Here is a 21245-nt window from a genome sequence, read left to right on the forward strand (position 1 = left end):
CGAGCACGGCCCGAGGGCGCGGCCATGCACTGGCGCCACACGTTTCAGACCCGCATAGCCGGCGTGCTGGCGCTGTTGTTGCTGGTGGTCGTGGCCGCCACCTATTTTGCCGTCAAGGCCGCCACCACTCGCGCGGTGGAGAACCAGGCCGACGTACAGCTGAACACGGGGCGGCAGGTGTTCGAGCGCCTGCTGGACCTGCGCGGGCGGCGCTTGCAGTACGGGTTGGACTGGCTCACCGCCGATGGGCCGTTCAAGCAGGCGGTGGCCGGTGGCCGCACGGTGCCGATCCTGGAGGCCCTGGGCACCCATGGCACCGGGGTCAGTTCCAGCGAAGTGATAGTGCTGGGCCTGGATGACAGGGTCATGGTCAGTACCCTAATGGTGCAGACGCGAGGCCAGCTGTTCCCGTATGCCGATGCCTTGCGCAAGGCGCGGCGCAGCGGCCAGCAAATGTTGATCGTCGCCATGGCCGGGCGCCCCTATTTGCTGGTGCAAAAAGATGTGCTCGGGCCTGTGCCTATCGCCCGCGTGGTCATGGGCTTTCCCATGGACACGCAATTCGCCCATGAACTGCGCTCCATGAGCAACCTGGAGGTGTCGTTCCTCAATGTGCAGGACGGCCATCTCGGTCAGCTGTTCACCACCCACCCTGGCAATTGGCGCCCGAGCATCATCAGCCTCTTGCATGGCACGCAGGTCGATCCTGAGGCAAAGATCCAGCTGTTCCATGGCCAGCGTGTGCTCAGCCAGGTGTTGCCCTTGGCCAACAGCGGCGAAGGCGATGAAGTGCGCGTGTTGCTGCAAAGCCCGCTGGACCATGCGCTGGAATCCTTCGCGCCGCTGGACCGGCAGTTCATGGGGATTGCCCTGGCGGTGCTGCTGGTCTCGCTGGCGGTGGCGTTATTCCTGGCGCGGCGAGTGTCACGCCCGCTCAATGCGCTGGTGCAAGCCGCTGAACGGATCGGGGCCGGTGACTACCGCACCCCGGTGCGGGTGCGCAGCCACGATGAGTTCGGCCTGCTGGCGCGTGCGTTCAATGCCATGCAAAGCGGCATTGCCCTGCGCGAGCGGCAACTGGCCCACAATGCCTTGCATGACCCGCTCACCGGCCTGCCCAACCGCGCCCTGGCCATGGAGCGCCTGGGCAGTGCGATCAGCGCACGGCGGCCGGTGGTATTGGTGTACGTAGGGATTGAAAACTACCGGGTCATCAACGAAGGGTTTGGCCCCGAAGGTGTCGAGCACATGTTGTGCGAGGCCAGCCGCTGCTTGTCCATGAGCCTGTTGGCCAGCGACACCGCCGCGCGCATCGCCGGCAGTGAGTTTCTGTTGTTGCTGGAAAACACCGAGATCGACTCTGCCGTGGCCCGCGCCGACCAGTTGCATGGGGCGTTGACCGAACCCCTGCGCATCGGCAATGACGAAGTGCGCCATGAGGTGAGCATCGGCATCGCCGCGTACCCTGCTGATGGGCAGCAGGTGGAAGAGTTGATCAACCGCGCGGCCATCGCCCGGCACGACGCGGCCAACCTGCCGGGGCATTTGCAGATCTACCAACCGGACCGCGACCTCGCCCACCAACGCCAGATCACCCTGATTCGCGACTTGCGCCGCGCCGTGATCGAAGGCGAGTTGTTCCTGTGCTACCAGCCCAAGCTCGATCTGCGGCACGGCCATGTGAGCCAGGCCGAAGCCTTGTTGCGTTGGCAACACCCGACGCTGGGGCAAGTGTCCCCCGGGGAGTTCATCCCCCTGGCCGAACGCACCGGCAGCATGGGCGCGCTAACGCTGTGGGTAATCGAGGAAGCCATCCGCCAGATTGCCGAATGGGCGCAGCGTGGCCTGGTTATCCAGCTGTCGGTGAATATCTCTGTGAACGACTTGGCGGATGATGACTTGGCGATTCGCGTCACTGCGCTATTGGCCCAATACCATGTGGGCGCCGAGCATTTGATTTTTGAAATCACCGAGAGCGCCATCATGCACAACCCGCAGCAGGCCCTCAGCGTGCTGGAGCAACTGCGCAATTGCGGGATCAGCCTGTCGGTGGATGATTTCGGCACTGGTTACTCGTCCCTCGCACAGTTGCAGCGCCTGCCGGTGCAAGAGCTCAAGATCGACCAGTCCTTTGTGCGCAACCTCGACAGCACCAGCGGCGACGGGGTGATCGTGCGTTCCACCATCGAGATGAGTCATAGCCTGGGGCTCAAAGTGGTGGCCGAGGGCGTGGAATTCGAACACAGCCTCACCCTGCTCAAACGCTGGAACTGCGACACGGCCCAGGGCTACCTGATCAGCCGGCCGCTCAACGCCATGGCGTTCGAGCGGTGGATGCGGCGTGAGCGGGTGCCTACCTAAACAGTTAACTGTGGCGAGGGAGCTTGCTCCCGCTGGGCTGCGCAGCGGCCCCAAAATCCTGGGAGCGCTTCGCACTCCAGCGGGAGCAAGCTCCCTCGCCACAGGGGGGCTACTTTGGCGGCGTTTCAGCGACCAGGGTTTGCAATCGCGCCCACAACCGTTCGACATGCTGGCGTTCGGTGCCCAGTGCACCGATAGAAACCCGCACCATCCAGTGCTCATCCAGGATCGCGGGGGTGACGTAGGCATCGCCTGACTGGTTGAGTTTTTCTGCCCAGGCTCGCGTGTGATGGTCCAGTGCCTGGCCTTCCAACCCCGGCGGCTCATGGCGAATGCACAAGGTTTGCAGGGCGGGCGTGGCCACCAGTGCCCAGTGCTCACTGGCTTCGATCTGCTCTGCCAGCCAGCGCGCATTGGCCAGGTCTCGCCGCAACCGCGCTTGCAGGCCGCTGACCCCTTGCTCGCGTATCAGGAACCACAACTTCAAGGCGCGGAAACGGCTGCCCAGGGAGATCCGCCAGTCACGGTAGTTTCGCACTTGGCCGTCTGCGCTGGACTGCAGGTAGCTCGGGTTAGTGGTCATGATGCGAATCAAATGCTCGGGGTCGCGCACGAAATACACCGAGCAATCGAAGGCCGCGCCCAGCCATTTGTGCGGGTTGAGCACTAGGGAGTCAGCCTTTTCGATGCCATCCCACAAGGCCCGGCATTCCGGCAGGATCATCGCCGCGCCAGCCATGGCCGAGTCCACATGCAGCCACAGACCGTGGCGTTGGGTGAGGTCGCCAATGGCCGCCAGAGGGTCGATCGCCATGGCAGCCGTGGTGCCGGTGGTGGCAATCACCACGCAGGGCGTGTTGCCAGCTGCCAGGTCTTGTTCGATGGCGTGCGCCAGTGCCTGGGGCGACATTGCATTGTGTGCGTCGGTGGCGATGGTGCGGATATGGTTCTGGCCGAATCCGGCCAGGATCGCCGCCTTGTTGACCGAGCTGTGGGCATGGGCTGAGGTGTAGACGATCAGGGGCGCGCCGCTGTTTTGCAGGCCGTTGTGCATCAGCGCGTAATCGGAGCTGCGTTCCCGGGCGCTGATAAGCGCCACCAGCGTGGAGGTGGACGCAGAGTCCTGGATCACACCGCTCCACGTGCTGCCCAGGCCGAGCATGTCGCGCAGCCAGTCGGTGGTGACTTCCTCGATTTCGGTGAGGGCCGGGCTGGATTGCCAGGACAACCCAATCACACCCAGGCCGGTGCTCAGGCAATCGCCCAGCACTGAGGACAGTTCCACATTGGAAGGGAAGAACCCGAAGAAACTGGGGTGCTGCCAATGCAGCAAGCCGGGCATGATCAGTTTTTCGACGTCGCCCATGATCTGTTCGAACGGTTCGGCGGTTTCAGGCGGGCTGACCGGCAGGGCGGCTTTGGTCTCGCCAGGTTGGGTGGTGGGTTGCACGCCGCGTTGTTCGATGTTCTGTCGGTAGTCTGCAATCAGGTCGATCATGGCATAGCCATGTTGGCGGAATTCTTCGGGGGTCATAGATAGACGTCCATGTGCATGAGCAATAAAAGTATTAGCACCAGAAGTAAAACGGTTCACCGGGGGTATAGCCGATAAACGACTGCATGCTGACGCGTTTTCCCGAATCGAACCCGCAGATGGCGTGGGGGCGGCGGGTATTGATGAGCACCAGTTCGTTCTGGCGTGGGCGGATGCGCAGCGGTTTTTGTAAACAGTGTTCGGGCAGTTGGGCACCCTCGAAGCGCTTGACCTCGTCATAGCTAAAGGCTTGGGTATCCCAAATGATCAGCTCGCCCCCCGAAGGCGGCGTTTGCAGGTAGATGTTGGCGCTGAACTGATGCTGCAGTTCAGCGATTGTGCGGGGCAGGCAATCCACATGGGGCACCGTTTCCGAGAGGTGCGCCGTCTCCGGGAACATGACGCGGATGATCCCGCAGAACATCGGTCGGCCCTGGAACGCAGCGGCGGTTGCACCTTGCGGCCAGAGCGCCTGGAACTGTTCCATCAGCTGTTGAATGGGCGGCGTTTGCGGCGCACAGAGGCTGTCGATAAGGCCGCGCATACGGGCCGCGTCTGCATAATATTTCTGTTGGGCGTCACCGCCGGCGGCCTTGCCGTACGTGGAATTGAACGGGGTGCCCCAGCGATGCACACCATAGAAGTGCTGAACGACGCGCCCCTCTTCGTAGGTTTCATGGCCGTAGTGTTCCAGGGTGGCGGTGTCGTCGATGGCCTGAATCAACCGTGCGCTGGTGGTTGCGTTGGCAAATTCAGGTACCCGAATGGCAAGCACTTCGCCACTGATGAGTTTTTTCAAACTTGCAGTATTGAGGTGTTCAAGTTCCAGGATTTTTGTGGGGGTGGAAAGAATCGGTTTTGTAGCGACATGGTCCGTCATGCAGTGAAGCTCCCTTTAAAGTTTTATCCGTACGCCTTTTGTATTACGCAGAGCGTGCGCACTAAATTAGTTTTAAAGGGCTGAGGGGAAACCGCAGGGGCATTTTCAGCAGGCAAAAAAAAAGCGGCTGCCCATTCGGGCCGCCGCTTTTTTACCGCCAGTGCTACTTAATCCGGCAGTTTGAACGCCATTACATAGTCACCCTGCTTGGTCCCCAGGGAACCGTGACCGCCCGCCATGACCAGCACGTATTGCTTGCCGTCCTTGCCGGTGTAGGTCATCGGGGTGGTTTGCGCGCCTGCAGGCAGGCGGCCTTCCCACAGTTGCTTGCCGTTTTTCACGTCATAGGCACGCAGGTACTGGTCCAGGGTACCGCTGAGGAACGCGACGCCACCGGCGGTGGTGAACGTACCGCCCAGGCTAGGCACGCCCATGGTCAGTGGGATTGGAACCGGCGAGCTGTCACGCACGGTGCCGTTCTTGTGCATCCAGATGGTCTGGTGGTTGGTCAGGTCGACCGCGGCCACGTAGCCCCAGGCTGGCGCCTGGCACGGCAGGCCCATCGGCGACAGCAACGCTTCAAGGATCACACCATACGGAGCGCCTTTGTTCGGCTGCACGCCTTCGGTTTCGCTGACGCGTGGGCCTTGCTTGGCAATGTCGGCGGCCGGGATCAGCTTCGATTTGAACGCCATGTAGCTTGGGTTCACGAAAGCGATCTGGCGCACTGGGTCAACCGAGATGCCGCCCCAGTCGAACACACCGAAGTTGCCTGGATAGACGATCGAACCTTGCAGGGACGGCGGGGTAAACGGGCCGTCGTAGCGCATGGATTTGAAGTCGATCCGGCACAGCATTTGGTCGAACGGTGTCACGCCCCACATGTCGCGTTCTTTCAACGGCGGCGGCATGAAGTTCAGGTCGGACTTAGGTTGGGTAGGGGAGGTGCGGTCGCCCGCCACTGCGCCCTGTGGCACCGGGATTTCATTGACTGGCACCACGGGCTGGCCAGTGGCGCGGTCCAGCACGTAGATGCTGCCTTGCTTGGTCGACGCCATCACTGCCTGCTTCACGCCCGCAGCGGTCTTGATGTCGATCAGCGAAGGCTGGCCGCCCACGTCCATGTCCCACAGGTCGTGGTGAGTGAACTGGAAGGTCCACTTCACGTGGCCGGTGTCGATGTCCAGAGCGGTCAGGCCAGCGGCGTACTTCTCGGACTCATCGGTACGGTCGCCGCCGTACTGGTCGGGCATCTGGTTGCCCATCGGCAGGTAGAGCATGCCGAGTTTTTCATCCACGGCGAACATGGACCACATGTTCGGCGAGTTGCGGGTGTAGGTCTTGCCCTCGGCCAACGGGGTGGTGTCGTCCGGGTTGCCGCTGTCCCAGTTCCACACCAGCTTGCCGGTGTGCACGTCGAACGCACGGATCACGCCGCTTGGCTCGTCGATGGAAACGTTATCGGTCACGTGACCGCCGATCACGACCAGGTTCTTGGTCACGGCCGGTGGCGACGTGGAGTAGTAACCGCCTGGGGCGAAGCTGCCGATGTTGGCACGCAGGTCGACCTGGCCTTTGTCACCGAAGTCTTCGCACATCTTGCCGGTGTCGGCGTTCAGGGCGATCAGACGGGTGTCGGCGGTCGGCACGAAGATGCGTTTCGGGCAGGCATTCGGTGCGGCAGCCGGGCTGGCAGTGCCCGTCGGGCTCTGCTCGGAAGCGTAGGCAGCGTCATCGTGGTACGACACGCCACGGCAGGTCATGTGCGCCCAACCTTTGAAGCTTTCAGCACCCTGGGTGGTGATCTTCGGGTCGAAACGCCAGATTTCCTTGCCGGTATCCGGGTCCAGGGCAATCACTTGGCTGTGCGGTGTGCACACGTAGAGCATGCCATTGACTTTCAGCGGGGTGTTTTCCGCGGTGGTTTCACCGGGGTCGCCTGGGCCAGGGATGTCGCCCGTGCGATAGGTCCACGCCGGCACCAGCTTATGGGCGTTTTCCGGGGTGATCTGTGCCAGTGGCGAGTAACGGTCACCGAAGGCCGAGCGGCCCTAGGAGTTCCAGTCGCCATCGGCCTGGGTCGGCGCAGCGCTGGCCATGCCCGGCACCGTGTCGCGGTCCAGTTGGCCGGTCTTGACCATTTCACCTGGGTTGGTGAATTGGCTGGCCAGGGCGGTAGCGCCCGCCAGCACCACGGCAACGCTCAGCGCTCCGGTACCCAGCGGGGCCGCTTGGCCACGCAGCAACGGACGGCGAAACCACGGCAACAGCATGATGATGCCCAAGGCGAACAGCAGGGCCAGGCGCGGTACCAACTGCCACCAGTCCAGGCCGACTTCCCACAGTGCCCACACGGTGCTGGCGAACAACACCAGGGCGTACAAGCCCAGCGCAGCGCGGCGGGTGGCCAGCAGCAACACGCCGGTCAGGGGGATGCCGATACCGGCCAGCAGGGAGTACAGCGACCCGCCGAGCATGCTCAGCTTGACGCCGCCAGCCAGCAAGGCCAGCCCCATGATCAGCAGCAAGACGCCTAGCAACCTGGGCAACAGGCGGCTTGGGCTTGAGGCACCATCAGTGCTCATAGTGTGTTTCTCCGTTACGTTGGAATTATGTAACCCCGTGCTTCACTCACTGTAGATGACGATTCGGCTCGGGCTTGGTTCATCGTTATTTTTGGTTTTTTCTGTGGATAACTGGGTTATCCACAGGCGGGCAACCAATCTCCCAGCGCCGGTCGATTCAAGACAGCGCTGTCTTTGTGCAAGAAGAGATTCGGTAAAGGAGTCGACCGGGAGCTGAAGCGTTTCAGATTGTTGCGAAGGATAATGCGGCGGGGCGTTTTGAGAAAGGGTGAATCGCAAGATGCATCATTTCAGTTTTGGTAACAGTGACAAATAGTCGCCCCAATACCGATCAGTCAAGGGAACGCAATGCTCAACGCAGCAACGATCAAATGTGGGAGCGGGCTTGCCTGCGAAGACGTCGGCCCAGTAAACATTGATGTTGACTGACCCAGCGCTTTCGCGGGCAAGCCCGCTCCCACAAAGGATTGGCGGTGATGATTAGAAGGTAGTGCGAACGCCGAACTGCACGCTTCTACCTGGCGCCGGCGCGATATCGCGCAGGATCGAGCTGGCATAGCGCACGGTCTGGTTGGTCAGGTTTTCCCCGTTGACGAAGGCCAGCCACTGGCTGCCGCCCACATTGAAGCGATACCCCGCGCTGGCGCCGAGAGTGGTGTAGCCATCGGTGCCGCTTTCGTTATCCGGCACACGCCCTTGGCCTGCGGCATGTTCCACATCGATACGTGCTTGCCAGCGGTCCAGTTCCCACAGCAGGCCGCTGCTCATGCGCAGGGGCGCGATGCGTGGCAAGGCTTCGCCGGTGTCCAGGTTGGTGGCGCGGGTGTAATCGCCCGAGAGTTCCAGCGCAAACTTACCGTAGGCGCCTTCACCGAGCTTCCAGTGATCCTGGGCTTCGAAGCCGGCGAAACGGGCGCGCACGCCGGAATAGCCGTACTCGGGAATACCGCCCGCGTCCTCTTCGCCTTCATCGTTCAGGGTACGACCCGTGCCCAACAAGCCGATGTAATTGGAGAAGTGGCTGTAGAACACGCCGAAGCTGCCCTTGTGGGTGCCGTTGTCAAAGCGCAGGGCCAGGTCGCTGGACACGGCCTTTTCTTTCTTCAGGTTGGCATCGCCCAACTCGTAGGTACCGGTGGCAACGTGGGCGCCGTTGGCGTACAGCTCGTAAAAGGTCGGCGCGCGTTCGGTGTAGCCGAGGGTGGCGGCCAGGGACCAGATCGGCGTGAGGGCGTACACCGCACCAGACGACAGGCTACCGGCGGTGAAGTTACTGCTCTTGTCGGCATTGGCAAAGCGCTCGTTGCCTTTGGCGTTCGGGTCGACGCTGGTGTGTTCCAGACGTGCACCTAGGCTGAGTTTGAGGCGCTCGGTGGCTTGCATTTCTTCGAGGATAAACAGTGCGCCGGCGTTGGTGTCGGTCTGCGGTACGAAGGCTTCTTCGCCCAGCGCCGAGAACTCGTTGCGCGTCACTTGGGCGCCGACCACGCCATCGAATGGGCCAATCGGCTGGTGACGAGCTTCCACCCGCGCTTCATAGCCTTTGTTCTTGAAGGTGGTGCCGGTTTCGCCGCCTTCGATTTCTCGGTGTTCGTAGTCGGTGTAACCGGCGTCGAGTTTCACCGAGGTAAACGGCCCTTGCAGGTTGCGGATCTCGGACGCAAAGGCGTAGTGATCCTGTTTCATGCGGATGCGCACATCCTGCTCGGCGGGTGAGCCGTAGTTACTGTCGTAATTGCTGTAGGACAGCCCGGCATAACCATCATCCCAGGTGTAGGAACCGCCTACCGCACCCCCGTCCTGGCGCCCATTGCTGTTACCCAGGCGCCCGTTTTTGCCGGGGCCGTTTTCGCTCTCCGGTGCATGCCGGCTGCGTGCATAGCCTGGGATTTTAAGGTCGTTGAACTCGCGCGCATTGGCATCCAGGTGCAAGGCGAACGTACCGTTGCCGGCTTCCAGCTTGCCTGCGCTGCTGCGGGTGGTGTCGGCACCGCCGTAGCGCAACTCGCCAGCACCGTGGATGCCTTCAATGGCCTCGGTGGGAATCCGGTTGTCGAAGGTGTTGACCACGCCGCCGATGGCGCTGCCGCCGTACAGCAAGGCGGCCGGGCCGCGCACGATTTCAATGCGGTCAACGTTGATCGGGTCCAGTGGCACAGCGTGATCGTAAGACAGCGACGAGGCATCCAGCGCGCCCACACCGTTGCGCAGGATGCGAATACGGTCACCATCCTGACCGCGAATGATCGGGCGGCTGGCCCCTGGGCCGAAGTACGAAGACGACACGCCCGGCTGCTTGTTCAGGGTTTCACCGAGGCTGCCTTTTTGTTGCAGGGTCAGGTCATCGCCTTCCAGCACAGTGGTGGGCGAGGCCAGCTGTTCGCTGCCCAGCGGGTTGCCAGTGACCACTTGGGGTGGCAGTTCCAGGGCATGGGCCTGGGAACCCATCAACAGGGCGGCGGCAAGAGGGGACAAGCGCCAGAGAGAAGGCAACGACATCGGATATTCCTAGGAAAAATGACTGTTAATTAAAGTTACAATATAACATCTCCTTTTTGCTAGGAAGGGGAACTTTTCCCCAGGGGCTATATTCCATGCGATGCTTCCACCTGCACGCCTCGTCGGCTAAGGTGCGCGGCTGTGTTTCCTCTTTTTGCAAAAGGCCCGGCATGACCGCGACAAGCAACGACCCGCTCCACGGCGTGACCCTGCAACACGTGCTCACCACCCTGGTGGAGCATTACGAATGGAGCGGCCTGGCCGAGCGTATTGATATCCGCTGCTTCAAGAGCGACCCGAGCATCAAGTCGAGCCTGACCTTCCTGCGCAAGACCCCTTGGGCGCGGGAAAAGGTCGAAGGCTTGTACGTCAAGCTGATGCGTACCAAACGCCCACTGGATTGAATGCATGAAGCGCTTTGTCGCGGCGGCCGCGTTGGCCGGTTGGGTGGGGTTGGCGATCCAGCAATACCTGATTCTCCATTCGCGCTGGACCAGTGGTGCGAGCTTGCTGGGCGGCTTGATCAGTTTCTTCAGCTTCTTCACCGTGCTGACCAATACCCTGGTGGTCGTGGTGCTCAGCTACTCACTGGTCGAGCGCGACTCTGCCGCCAAGCGGTTTTTCCTCGCGCCCCGCATCAGTAGCGCGATTGCCGCGAGTATCGTGGTGGTGAGCCTGGCCTACAACCTGCTGCTGCGGCATCTATGGAGCCCGGCAGGCTTTCAATTTATCGCCGATGAATTGCTGCACGACGTCATGCCGTTGCTGTTTGTGGTGTATTGGTGGCGATGCGTGCCCAAGGGTACGTTGCGGCTCAAACACATTGCCGGCTGGGTGATCTACCCATTGGTGTACTTCGGTTATGTGCTGCTGCGCGGGCATATGCTCGGGCAGTATCAGTACCCGTTCGTTGATGTAGACAGCCTCGGTTATCCACAGGTGTTTGTGAATGCCGCAGGGATTTTGGCAGGGTTCATCGTCATCGCGCTGGCGATCATTGGCCTGGACAAGCACCTCAAATCCCCCTCGATTTAAAGTGAGCACCATTAATGTGGGAGCTGGCTTGCCTGCGATAGCATCACCTCGGTGTAACTGATAAACCGAGGTGCTTGCATCGCAGGCAAGCCAGCTCCCACCTTATTTATTCTTCTTCGCTGCCCTCAGCACGCCAGTAACCCACGGCCTTGAGGTATTCCTCGTTGACCTTATGCGCATCCAGCAGCACCCGTCGCACCTGGCGCGACAGCTTGGTTTCGGTGGCGACGAAACTGTACAGCGTGCCGCTGGGCAGCGTCAGGTTGCGCACCACATCGAGCAGATCATCCTGGCCGCGCAGCACCCAGATCACCTCGACTTCGGCTGCGCTGTTCAGCGCCTGTTGTTCCGTCGCATCGGCGATTTCAATCACCGCCAACACCTTGCGCCCAGCGGGCAATTCTTCCAGGCGCCGAGCGATGGCCGGGATCGCCGTTTCATCGCCAATCAGCAGGTAGCTGTCGAAGATATCCGGCACGATCATCGAGCCACGTGGCCCGCCGATATACAGGTGCTGGCCGACCTGAACCTGCTCGGCCCAGGTGGAGGCAGGACCATCGCCGTGCAGCACGAAGTCGATGTCCAGCTCGCCAATGCTCAGGTCGTAACGCCGTGGCGTGTAGTCGCGCATCGCCGGTTGTGGGCCGTCGCCCTTGATGCTGAAGGTCGGGCTTTCCAGCGCCGCCTGCTCTTGGGCGTTCTGCGGGAACAACAGCTTGATGTGGTCGTCGCTGCCCAGGCTGATAAAGCCCGCCAATTCCGGGCCGCCCAGGGTGACGCGGCGCATGCGCGGGGTGAGATCGACCACCCGCAATACTTGCAGGCGGCGGCGTTTGATTTCGTGGGTTACGCGATGAATGGTTTGAGTGTTCATTGGTCTGTCCCGTCGGCAATGGCTTGGGCGGTGCGATTGAGCAGCGCCGCGACACGAATGATTTCTTCCGGGCTCCAGTGCCCGTTATGCGAATGCAAGGCGTGGCGCAGGTTGTGCACCGCCTCATGGATTTGCGGTGGGCGGTCGTGGCCACGCAGCGAGCGCTTGCTGACATCCAGGCGCATGCGCACACCGTCCAGAGCAACGGCTTGCTCGCTTAAGAAGAGACGACCGGGGTCGGTGATTGTGTAGCGTTTTTTTCCGCCATCGGCGTCGCCGCTGATCATCTCGCTCTCTTCAAGAAAAGTCAGGGTGGGGTAGATCACGCCGGGGCTGGGGCTGTAGGCGCCGTCGAACAGGCTCTCGATGCGGCGGATCAGGTCGTAGCCATGGCAAGGTTGCTCGGCGATCAGTGACAACAGCAGCAACTTCAGGTCGCCGGGGGCGAATACCCGCGGGCCGCGGCCGCCGCGTTTTTCAAACTCGCCGCGAGGCTCGTGTTTCATGTGCCAGTCCTCTGTGCAGGTTTAGATATAACGTAAGATATATCTTTGGGTGGGCGATAGCCCCTGGCGACCAACGGTCAATGCTGGCTTCGCCACTGAGTGAAATAAGCCGGGTAGATCTTCTTTGGCTTTAGAGTTATAACTTTAATTAGAGCTGTCGCTCGAATTTATATCAAGGCTTGTTGTTTTGCGGTTGTTTCTTACTCGTATGGTCCGTTTCTTACAGTACAATATTTAGTGCGTTTTTAACTATGTAGCTTATTTCCTACGGATACTTTTAAAGTTTTGGCTAAATGCCATATTTTTCGCTAAAGCCCTGTTTACAAGGGCTACGCGCATTTTGGAATGTGCCTGCATACCTGCTTTTAGTTTGCGTAGAACATTGTTAGGCATTGTGTGGTTCAACTAACCGGCAGTGTATTTCGTTGTTAAGGAGTTTCCTTGGTGACGAACCAATCAATGTTGTCAACTATAGGTATTGACCATGTTCAAGAAGTTTGCTGTCGTTGTTCCCCTGGCCGTTCTGGCGCTGTCTTCCTCGGTCACGGCTATCGCTGCCGGTGAAGCCAGCCACACCGTCAACCTCAAGGCAAACATCCCGACCACCGTGTTCCACGCCCAGCCGCGTGATCCGAACTGGGGCCGTGACGAAACCATGACCTACAACCTGGTCAGCGGTGAGTTGGCGCCCCTGAGCGCCATCTACGACATCAAGAACACCAACGGTTCGGTCGCCGCCTACATCGAAGGTGGCCCGGCTGTACTGTTCAACGGTGACGCTGCGCAGAACATCCCGCTTACCACCAGCCTCAACGGCGTCACCCTGACCGGCACGCCTCAGGAAGTGGTCAACGAAGCCGACTCCACCCCAGGCGTGGGCGCCGAAATGCGCATCGTCGCGGCCAAGCCTACCGCCACTCAACGCGGCTCCTACACCGCGGTGATGCCGGTGATCTTCGACGCTGTATTGCCGACGCTTTGATGCCAATGCATGCCCGTTAACCACGGGCACTTGCTTGCAGGTCGGCTGATTTCCTTCTCTGTCCGCCGACCTGATTTTTTATCTCTTGGCATTCAGGGTATCCGTTCATGTTTCCGATGACGCCTATCGCGGCTGCGCTTGCGCTGCTGATGTGTACGAGTGCGTTGGCTGCACCTGCTGCTTCCGGCGCTGCCACCCTTGGCAGTTTGATTACCCAGGCCCAAGGCCTGCCTGCGGGTTTCAGCGATCACTTTTTCGACGTGCCGCTGGCGGTGCGCGTGGATCTCGATCAGCAACTGCTGGGCGAGGCGCTGATCGTCTTGTCGCGGGATGACCGGGTGACCCTGCTCGAATTTACCGATACCGGCGATAGCAAAGTCCCTGCCGCCACCCGTGACACCTGGCAAGCGCTGCTGGAGAAGGGCGTGGCATTGGGCGCCTGCACCCAGACCTGCCCGGAGAAGATGATCTCGGCGTTCTACAACCTGGAAAATTCCCAGCTCGCGATCCTCACCCAGGACGTCGAACGCAGTGATGACACCCCGCGCTTCTACGACCAGCCGGAAGGCGGCAGCCTCGGGCTGATCATCAACAACCAGCTCAACCTCAACGGCAGTCAGGAAGACAGCCTGGGCGGACGCTACGGCTTGCAAGCCAGTTCGAGCCTTGGCAACTGGAGCCAGGTGTTCAACCTGCAACTGGCGCGGCAAAGTGGCGATGAAGAACAAGTGCGCCATGCGATCCACGAGCTATACACCCAGCGTGAGTTGGAAGGGCAGTTTTTCCGCCTCGGCCACTTCACCCCCAATTCCGATGGCCTGACCCGTCAACTGCGCAGCTTCGGCGCCAGCCCCGATACGGCGCTGGGCCTGATGTATGGCAGTTCCGACAGCCTGGCCATCAACAATTCCAAGCCCAGTGTGTACCCGATCTACGTTACCGCCAACCGCCAGGCGGCGGTGGAGATCTACCGCAATGGTTTGTTGATCAATACCCAGGCGGTAGCGGCCGGCCTGCAGACTCTGGACACCCGGCCACTGCCCGGCGGCATCTATGAAGTTGAAGTGCGTCTGGTAGAAGACGGCCTGACTACCAGCACCACCCAGGAGCTGGTGTACAAGCCCAGCAACTGGCGCAACGCCGAAGACCGCTGGCGCTACAACATATTTGCCGGGCGCGAGACTAAGCTGTTCAGCAACTGGGATGAGCAAGCCTCAGGCGCGATGACGGCCGGCGCGTCCCTCAACTACCTGTTGCACCCCCGGGTGATCCTCGGCCTGTCGGCACGCCAGGTGCGCGAGCAATTGCAATACGGCGGCTCGGTGGACTGGACGGTGGCCAACAACACCAGCGTCTACGCCAACCTGTATCAAACCCAGGAACATGGCACGGGCATGGACCTGCAAGGGCTCTACACCTTTGGTGCGACCAACCTGGTGTTCAGCCACAACCGCAGTTGGCTCGACACCCGTGACACCTACGAAACCCTGTCGGACGGTACGCGTCTGCGGCGCAACACCTTTGTCGGCGAAGCCAGTAACACGGCGTTGTCCGTCAACCATCGCCTCGACGCGAAAAATACCCTGAACATGCGTTTGTCCCACAGCGAAGGCAATGTGGAAGGCGCCGGTATAGACCTGGGGTGGAGCCGTCATGACACATTGCTCGGCAGCGATGCCAACTGGCGTTTCTCGGTGTTCGACCGGCCCGGCACGTCCGGCACCAACGACGCACGCAATCGCGGGCTCGACGTGAGCCTCAGCCTGAACCTGGGCAGCGATGGCCGGCAGATTTCCGGCAGCCTCGGCACCCGCACCGCCCGTGATGGCGGGCGCGACAATAACGCGTCGGTGACCATCCGCCAGGACCTCACCGACCACCTGCTGCAAAGCGTCTCGGCGACGGCGATCAGCGACACCTATGGCGTCGGCCTGTCGAGCATGGCCAGCTTCAATACCGACACGGTCAGCGGCGACGGCTTCGTGCAGCGCAGTTCCTTCAACGGTGACTTCAGCGGTGGCTTGAACCTCAACAGCACCTTCGTTGCCGGTGCCGGAAAAATGTTGCTGAGCAGCCAGTACCAGGGCAACGGTGCCGGGATGATCATCGACGTGGAAACCGACCTCGATGAAATCACCCTGCGCGCTGACGATCTTGGTGGCGGCAGCTCGGTGTTGCGCCCAGGGCGCAACTACGTGCCGGTCTCGGCCTACAAGAGCAGCAGCGTGAGCTTCGACTTCGACGGCAACCACCCGCCAGCGGCCAATATCCAACCCGCGCGCTCCAGTTATCACCTGAACAAGGGGGGCGTGGACTACCGCAAGATCACCGTGATGAAAACCGTCACCGTGCTCGGCCGGTTACTGGATGAGCGCGGCGTGCCGCTGAGGGGGCACCACGTGATCAACCACGCCAGCCGTGGTGTCAGTGAAGTGGACGGGTTCTTCTCCATGGAAATGAGCTCCAGCGCGCCGACCCTGCAGGTGCGCTACCAGAACCAGTTGCTCTGCCAGTTCCGCCTGGACCCCAGCAATGCGCCGAACGAAAACGACGTGTTGATGATTGGTGATTTGCGTTGCACGCCGGACCCCTTGGCCGAAGCCACCGTTAAGGCCGAAACCGCCGGTTGACGGTGGTTTGAATAATGGAACCGGAGATTTTATGAGCGTTATCGCCGTATTAAAACGCACCATCGGGCCGTGTACGCTGGCCTTGGCGTTGGGCTCGTTCAGCCTGCCGGCGCTGGCTATCGTGGAGGAAATCACCGCGGTGTTTCGCCCTGATCCCTCTAACCCGATGAGCAATAAGTTTATCAACACCACGCCGCAAAGTGGGTTGTGCCCCTGGCACGTTCCGGCCCTCTGTGAGGCGGTCAATACCTTCAGTATCCGCAACAGCGCGTTCAGGGCCTACGCCGCCGGGCCAATCCCGGCCTATCCCGACGACCCGCGCAAGAGCGCCTATTTCAAGGTGCCTTCAGCGTTCCGTGACCTGCAAGTGACCCACCGGGGTACCGGCAGAGTGGAAACGGTACAGATGCGAATGGCTGGCATTGGTGGCCGCTGGAATGTTCCGACGGTATCGGTCTGGGGGACTACGGATTCGGGGTGGAATCGATTCTGGCGTGGGGCCCCCCCGCCGTGTATGCCGATCAATTACCTTGCGGCAGGGGGGAATTTCGCACTGTTTTTCTGGATCGTGCCTGAAGGCGCCGGGGCTTGCAGTGTGACCAACGGTTATGCCATTGAGCGCATGAGCTACACCACGCTTGAGTACGGTTATGAACTCAAGACCCCAAACCCGTTGGGCATGGACGCCGGTGTGTATGAGGGGAGCATCACCTACAGCATGGGGCCGGGTGGTGACGTCGATTTCGGCGATGCGATGATCCCTGATGAGAACACCCTCACCTTCAACTTCACCCTGTCGGTGGAGCACAACCTCAAGGTTGACCTGCCGCCAGGTGGCAATCGCGTCGAGCTGTTGCCCGAAGGCGGCTGGCAAGCCTGGCTCAATCGCGGGCGCCAGCCGTCGCGCCTGTTCCGTGACCAGACCTTCGTCATATCCGCCAGCGGGCGTTTCAAGATGACGCTCGAGTGTGGCCTGGCGATCGGCAACACCTGCGGCCTGCGCAATGGCACGGGGGATGAGGTGCCGTTGCAGGTCGGCGTCACGCTGCCCTTTGGCCTCAACGACCAGCACGAACAGCCGGTAAACAAGGTGCCATTGCGCCTGGACGGTGTGGGCACCGAGCTGTTCCAACCACAGTTCTACGTCAACAACCGCCCCGGCAACCTGCACTTTGAAGTCGAAAAAGACGATGTGAAGCAAATGCTCGAGCAGCCGGGCAGTACCTACGTTGGCGTGGTGACCGTGGTCTGGGATTCGGAAGTCTAGGCGGCCATTCATCGCACATCAGCCCGCTGGGCTGCGTTCAATCTATAAGGCGTAATCAAACATGAAACATGCAGTGTTAGCAGTAGGGCTGTTGCTGGCGTCATTGACGGCGCACGCCGGGCCGGCCATCAATGTGGGGGTGGTGTACGACTACCTAGAAGGTGATCGCAGCTCCTACCTCAAGCGGGTCTACAACGGCGGCACCAGCACCGCGTTCATTAAGGTCAATGTGCTGGAGATCGTTTACAACGCTGACGGCACCTCAAAAGAAGTGCCCATCGCTTCGATGACCGACGCCAAGGGCGCCGCCACCAGCCGAGACGGCCTGATGGCCAGCCCGGCGCGGATGATCGTGCCCGCCGGTGGGCGCCAGGGCACGCGCCTGCTGTACATGGGGGAACGCGACACCGAGCGTTACTTCCGCGTGCGCTTCATTCCGGTGGTGCCGGAAAAGGAAGATGACTTTGCCGTGACCGATGAAGAGCGTGCCGAGTACAAGGACGCGCTGGCGGCTGGGGTCAATGTCATGGCGGGCTATGGCACGGTGTTTTTCGTCAGGCCCAAAGACACCCGTTTCGATACGCAAATCAGCGAGACCGCCAGCCAGTACACCCTGCGCAACGCCGGCAACAGCGTCGTGGTCCTCGATGAGTTCAGGGATTGTTCGGTGGCGAAAAAAACCGACTGTGAAGCCACTACCAAGCACCACATCCTGCCCGGTCGCCAGTTGGTGTTCGAGAAAAAGCCTGAACGCCAATTCAGCTTTCAGATGATCGAAGGCCGTGCCAAAAAACCGATGTCGGTTAACAGTAACGGGTGATGACTATGTTTAAGCAACTGACGGTACTGGCTGTGCTGATGGCGCCGGTGTTGATGGGCGGGCAGGCGGCGGCGTTCCAGGAGCGGCAAAGCTTTGATGTGTCGGTGACCATTCCGATCCACGAAGCCTATGTGTTGCCCTCCGAGCCGGACTGGATGGCGCATGACCAATTGTTGGCATGGGACCTGGCGACTGCCCGACTCGGGCGCCTGCGCAAGAACTTCGACGTGAAGAACCTCAATGGCGGCGTGGCGGCGCGCCTGGGTGACACGCCCTACCTGTTAAGTGGCCGCAACCGCATCGAGTTGCAGGTGCTGTTCAATCGCGTGCCCTTGACGCTGGACTCGACCCAGGTGGTTAACGCCGATGAGGCGCGCACGGGCCGTCGCGCCGAACTGGAGATCTCCGCCATTGAGCCGGACGACGGTTACAAGGGCGGGGAGTATTACGGCACGGTGCACCTGGTGTTTGATTTTCTGGCGCCTTGAGTTCACGGCATTGCAGGTCACTTAGGGCGCGCTGCGTGGAGTTTATATGAGCTTGATCATTACGACTAAAATACGGTTGGGGCTGTATGCTTTGGCGCTGGCAATTGGCAGTATCAGCCTACCGGCGCAAGGGTTCGTCGAGGACATCACGGCGGTGTTTCGTCCCGACCCCACGAACCCAATGAGTAACACGTTCAAGAACACCACGCCGCAAAGCGGTGTCTGTGCCGGGCATATACCGGCCAGATGCGAGGCGCTGAATATTTTCAGTATTCGCAATCTGGAATTCAAGGCCGACTCTGTCGCGCCGATTGCGGCTGGGCATACAGAACCGCGCCAGGGTGCTTATTTCAAGGTGCCCTCAGCGTGGCGCGATGTTCAGGTGACCCATACAGGTACCGGTGAGGCCGCGACCTTACAAATGCGCATTGCGGGCATTGGTACGCGCTGGGATATAGCCTACCCCCCTGGGGTCAGTGCGTGGACCTATGCGGGGAAAAACTGGGATTACTACTGGGTGGCTGGTGCTCCGCCCTGTGTGGGCCTGGGCTATCAGGCGGCGGGGAATAGTTATGGGCTGTTCTTTTGGAGTGTTCCCGAGAATGCCGGGGCTTGCAGCCTTACGCCGGGAACGCAGATCCCATGGCTCAAATTCAGTTACCTGGAATACGGCTACGAACTCAAGACCCCCAACCCGCTGACCATGACTGCCGGTGAGTACCGCGGATCCTTGACCTACAGCATGGGGCCCGGTGGCGATTTTGATTTCGGTGATGTGATGGTCCCTGACGACAACATCGCTACCTTCAACTTCACCTTGCAGGTGGAACACATCCTCAAGGTTGAACTGCCACCGGGTGGTAACCGTGTCGAACTGCTGCCCGAAGGCGGCTGGCAAGCCTGGCTCAATCGCGGGCGCCAACCTTCGCGACTGTTCCGTGACCAGACCTTCAGTATTTTCGCCAGTGGGCGTTTCAAAATGCAGCTCGAATGTGGCCTGGCGATCGGCAACACGTGCGGCTTGCGCAATAGCGCAGGCGACGAAGTGCCCCTGCACGTCGCCGTCAGCCTACCCTTCGGTTTGAATGACGCCCACGGGCAGCCCGTGAGCAAATTGCCCTTACGCCTGGACGGTACGGGCACCGAACTGATTCAGGCCGTGTATTACGTGAACAACCGCCCAGGCACCTTGCACTTCGAGGTCGAGAAAGACCAGGTGAAAGAGATGCTCAAACAGCCGGGTAGCACTTACACGGGAGTCGTGACGGTGGTCTGGGACTCTGAGGTCTAGCAGGCGCTTCATGGGTCAATAAAGCCCCGCCCCAGGAACGGACAGGGCCAACACCGATCACGGCATTATGAAGCGGCGGTCAAGCCCACGTCTTTTATGAGGGCGTCAATCAAATCATCCAGCGTTGAGTAACGTTTATTTAGCAACTGCGGCCAACGATCAATATAGAACTGCCCCTGAGCATTAGTTTGAACAAGGGTGGAAACTATTTCCATATTATTGGAACGGTGGAGCACAGTGGCTTGAGACGGTAAAGTCCCTTGCTCAACCACGAATTCACCGGCCGATACCAGCCGCGTTCGGGGCGACGCCGTAGTGGGGACAAATGACAAATGGACTTCTTTCTTGAGTGCCTCGATCAGATGCTCGACCGTCCGGTAGCGCTTATTGTCCAGATTCCAACGTTTAATAAAGAACTTTCTACTGGCGTCCTGTTCAATCCGCGTGCGAACAATTTCTCCGCTGTTGGAATGGTGGACCAACCAGGTATCAAGAAATGTAGGCCGCTCGATCAGGGCGTCGCCGATGTTTCTCAGCCGTGCGCTGGGCAGGGTCGTAGCGGAAACGGGGGTCATATACGCGTCATCTTTAAGTGCCTTGCTCAGCTGTTCCAACGTTGTGAAACGTTTATCCTTCAATAGCGGAAACTCTTCAATAAAGAACTTCCCCATGTCGTCAATTTTAATCGGGGCGCTCGCCTCCGCTCCGAGAATGACGCGGAAGACCACATTGGCTTCGGTGCTTGAGGGCTGCTCGATCAGGAAGTCGTCGACATTTTTCAGCCATGCGCGGTCCGTTGCAGTTCCAGGAAACGGCGCGTGCATGCCGGCAATACCGACGTGCAACCTGAAGTCACTGCGCAGGGCTTTTGTTCCGGGAGCGCCCGGTTCGGGCCCGACGATAGTCCATTCTCCCCGCTGCAGGGGCAATGCCTGGGAGGGGGGAACATCGAGTATCCTCAAGCTGACCGCATCCTGCAGTTGCGCGATGCCCGGTACACCCAGGAACGTATCGCAGTGGGAGTCTCCTATGAGCGCTACCCAATGATGCGGGCCCTGTGCCAACTGGTCGGCCTTGATCACCTCAGTGGCGAAATAGTTGAAAAGGTTCGCGCGGGCGTTGTCCGTGTACATGTCTTTAACGTGATAGCTGGCCGTACAATCGAGCGCACGCACGCGAATGCCCGCTTTGTTAGCCGCTTTGACTACATGGGTGTAAGTATCGTCGCCGTTATAACGCGGCATTTGGCGGGCATCTAGCTTTTTCAGATAACGTTTCAGGTTTTCCGGCATTTTGTTCGTGAGGTTAAAAAGGTCCAGCTCTGCCTGATGCAGATCGGTGAGCAGGTGCTCCAAGTACAATGTCTTGACGCCCTCTTGCTTCAACAGTTTCATTGGGCCTGTCCCGTGACAACGGACGCCAAGAAGCGATACTTAAATCGTTCTCTTGGAGGTTGCCATGTATCCATCCACTCGCCGTAACTACACCGATGA

15 protein-coding genes and 1 pseudogene are annotated in these 21245 nt (G+C 60.2%); 9 read left to right on the top strand and 7 right to left on the bottom strand.

The window, feature by feature from the left end; all coding sequences use genetic code 11:
- Positions 1–24 precede the first annotated feature (24 nt).
- Positions 25–2361 (top strand): bifunctional diguanylate cyclase/phosphodiesterase, encoded by a 2337-nt coding sequence (locus CER19_RS17310; protein WP_116667275.1) that lies wholly within the window; start codon positions 25–27, stop codon positions 2359–2361.
- 109 nt (positions 2362–2470) lie between these two features.
- Here CER19_RS17310 and CER19_RS17315 read toward each other — a convergent pair whose 3' ends face one another.
- From CER19_RS17315 to CER19_RS17330, 4 genes and pseudogenes are all read right to left on the bottom strand, one after another.
- Entirely contained in the window at positions 2471–3895 is a 1425-nt protein-coding gene (locus CER19_RS17315) for a pyridoxal-dependent decarboxylase (RefSeq protein WP_116667276.1), read from the bottom strand.
- A gap of 34 nt (positions 3896–3929) precedes the next feature.
- Entirely contained in the window at positions 3930–4775 is an 846-nt protein-coding gene (locus CER19_RS17320; protein ID WP_116667277.1) for a 2OG-Fe(II) oxygenase, read from the bottom strand.
- Positions 4776–4942: 167 nt separating this feature from the next.
- A pseudogene (locus CER19_RS17325) lies at positions 4943–7360 on the bottom strand (glucose/quinate/shikimate family membrane-bound PQQ-dependent dehydrogenase).
- A 480-nt stretch (positions 7361–7840) separates the two neighbouring features.
- On the bottom strand, positions 7841–9859 hold the full coding sequence (locus CER19_RS17330; RefSeq protein ID WP_116667278.1) for a TonB-dependent receptor: 2019 nt from the start codon (positions 9857–9859) through the stop codon (positions 7841–7843).
- A gap of 170 nt (positions 9860–10029) precedes the next feature.
- On the opposite strand from CER19_RS17330, the gene CER19_RS17335 reads away from it, so the two are divergent.
- Both CER19_RS17335 and CER19_RS17340 read left to right on the top strand, forming a co-directional pair.
- The gene (locus CER19_RS17335; protein WP_003188882.1) at positions 10030–10263 is read left to right on the top strand and encodes a VF530 family DNA-binding protein; all 234 of its coding nucleotides are present in this window, start codon (positions 10030–10032) and stop codon (positions 10261–10263) included.
- Positions 10264–10267: 4 nt separating this feature from the next.
- On the top strand, positions 10268–10894 hold the full coding sequence (locus CER19_RS17340; RefSeq protein WP_116667279.1) for a Pr6Pr family membrane protein: 627 nt from the start codon (positions 10268–10270) through the stop codon (positions 10892–10894).
- A 106-nt stretch (positions 10895–11000) separates the two neighbouring features.
- On the opposite strand, the gene CER19_RS17345 is transcribed toward CER19_RS17340, so the two are convergent.
- Complete coding sequence (locus tag CER19_RS17345) at positions 11001–11768, bottom strand: siderophore-interacting protein (RefSeq protein ID WP_116667280.1); 768 nt, start codon at positions 11766–11768, stop codon at positions 11001–11003.
- A complete protein-coding gene (locus CER19_RS17350; protein ID WP_116667281.1) occupies positions 11765–12274 on the bottom strand; it encodes a PadR family transcriptional regulator in 510 nt (169 codons plus the stop codon). The genes CER19_RS17345 and CER19_RS17350 overlap by 4 nt, the downstream gene beginning before the upstream one ends.
- A gap of 484 nt (positions 12275–12758) precedes the next feature.
- Between CER19_RS17350 and CER19_RS17355 the strand changes: the two genes are divergently transcribed.
- From CER19_RS17355 to CER19_RS17380, 6 genes are all read left to right on the top strand, one after another.
- A complete protein-coding gene (locus CER19_RS17355; protein WP_116667282.1) occupies positions 12759–13256 on the top strand; it encodes a CS1 type fimbrial major subunit in 498 nt (165 codons plus the stop codon).
- A gap of 107 nt (positions 13257–13363) precedes the next feature.
- Positions 13364–15886 carry a CS1-pili formation C-terminal domain-containing protein gene (locus tag CER19_RS17360; RefSeq protein WP_116667283.1) on the top strand — a complete coding sequence of 841 codons (2523 nt, stop codon included), beginning with the start codon at positions 13364–13366 and terminating at the stop codon, positions 15884–15886.
- Between the two features lie 31 nt (positions 15887–15917).
- Positions 15918–17153 (top strand): hypothetical protein, encoded by a 1236-nt coding sequence (locus tag CER19_RS17365; RefSeq protein ID WP_116667284.1) that lies wholly within the window; start codon positions 15918–15920, stop codon positions 17151–17153.
- A 61-nt stretch (positions 17154–17214) separates the two neighbouring features.
- Positions 17215–17973 carry a molecular chaperone gene (locus tag CER19_RS17370; protein WP_116667285.1) on the top strand — a complete coding sequence of 253 codons (759 nt, stop codon included), beginning with the start codon at positions 17215–17217 and terminating at the stop codon, positions 17971–17973.
- 5 nt (positions 17974–17978) lie between these two features.
- Positions 17979–18461 (top strand): CS1 type fimbrial major subunit, encoded by a 483-nt coding sequence (locus CER19_RS17375; protein WP_116667286.1) that lies wholly within the window; start codon positions 17979–17981, stop codon positions 18459–18461.
- 46 nt (positions 18462–18507) lie between these two features.
- Positions 18508–19752 carry a hypothetical protein gene (locus CER19_RS17380; RefSeq protein ID WP_256660467.1) on the top strand — a complete coding sequence of 415 codons (1245 nt, stop codon included), beginning with the start codon at positions 18508–18510 and terminating at the stop codon, positions 19750–19752.
- Positions 19753–19817: 65 nt separating this feature from the next.
- On the opposite strand, the gene CER19_RS17385 is transcribed toward CER19_RS17380, so the two are convergent.
- Positions 19818–21146 (bottom strand): membrane-targeted effector domain-containing toxin, encoded by a 1329-nt coding sequence (locus CER19_RS17385; RefSeq protein WP_116667287.1) that lies wholly within the window; start codon positions 21144–21146, stop codon positions 19818–19820.
- Between the last annotated feature and the right edge of the window lie 99 nt (positions 21147–21245).

It is taken from the genome of Pseudomonas sp. GL93 (genome assembly GCF_003408955.1).
GTDB lineage: Bacteria > Pseudomonadota > Gammaproteobacteria > Pseudomonadales > Pseudomonadaceae > Aquipseudomonas > Aquipseudomonas paracarnis.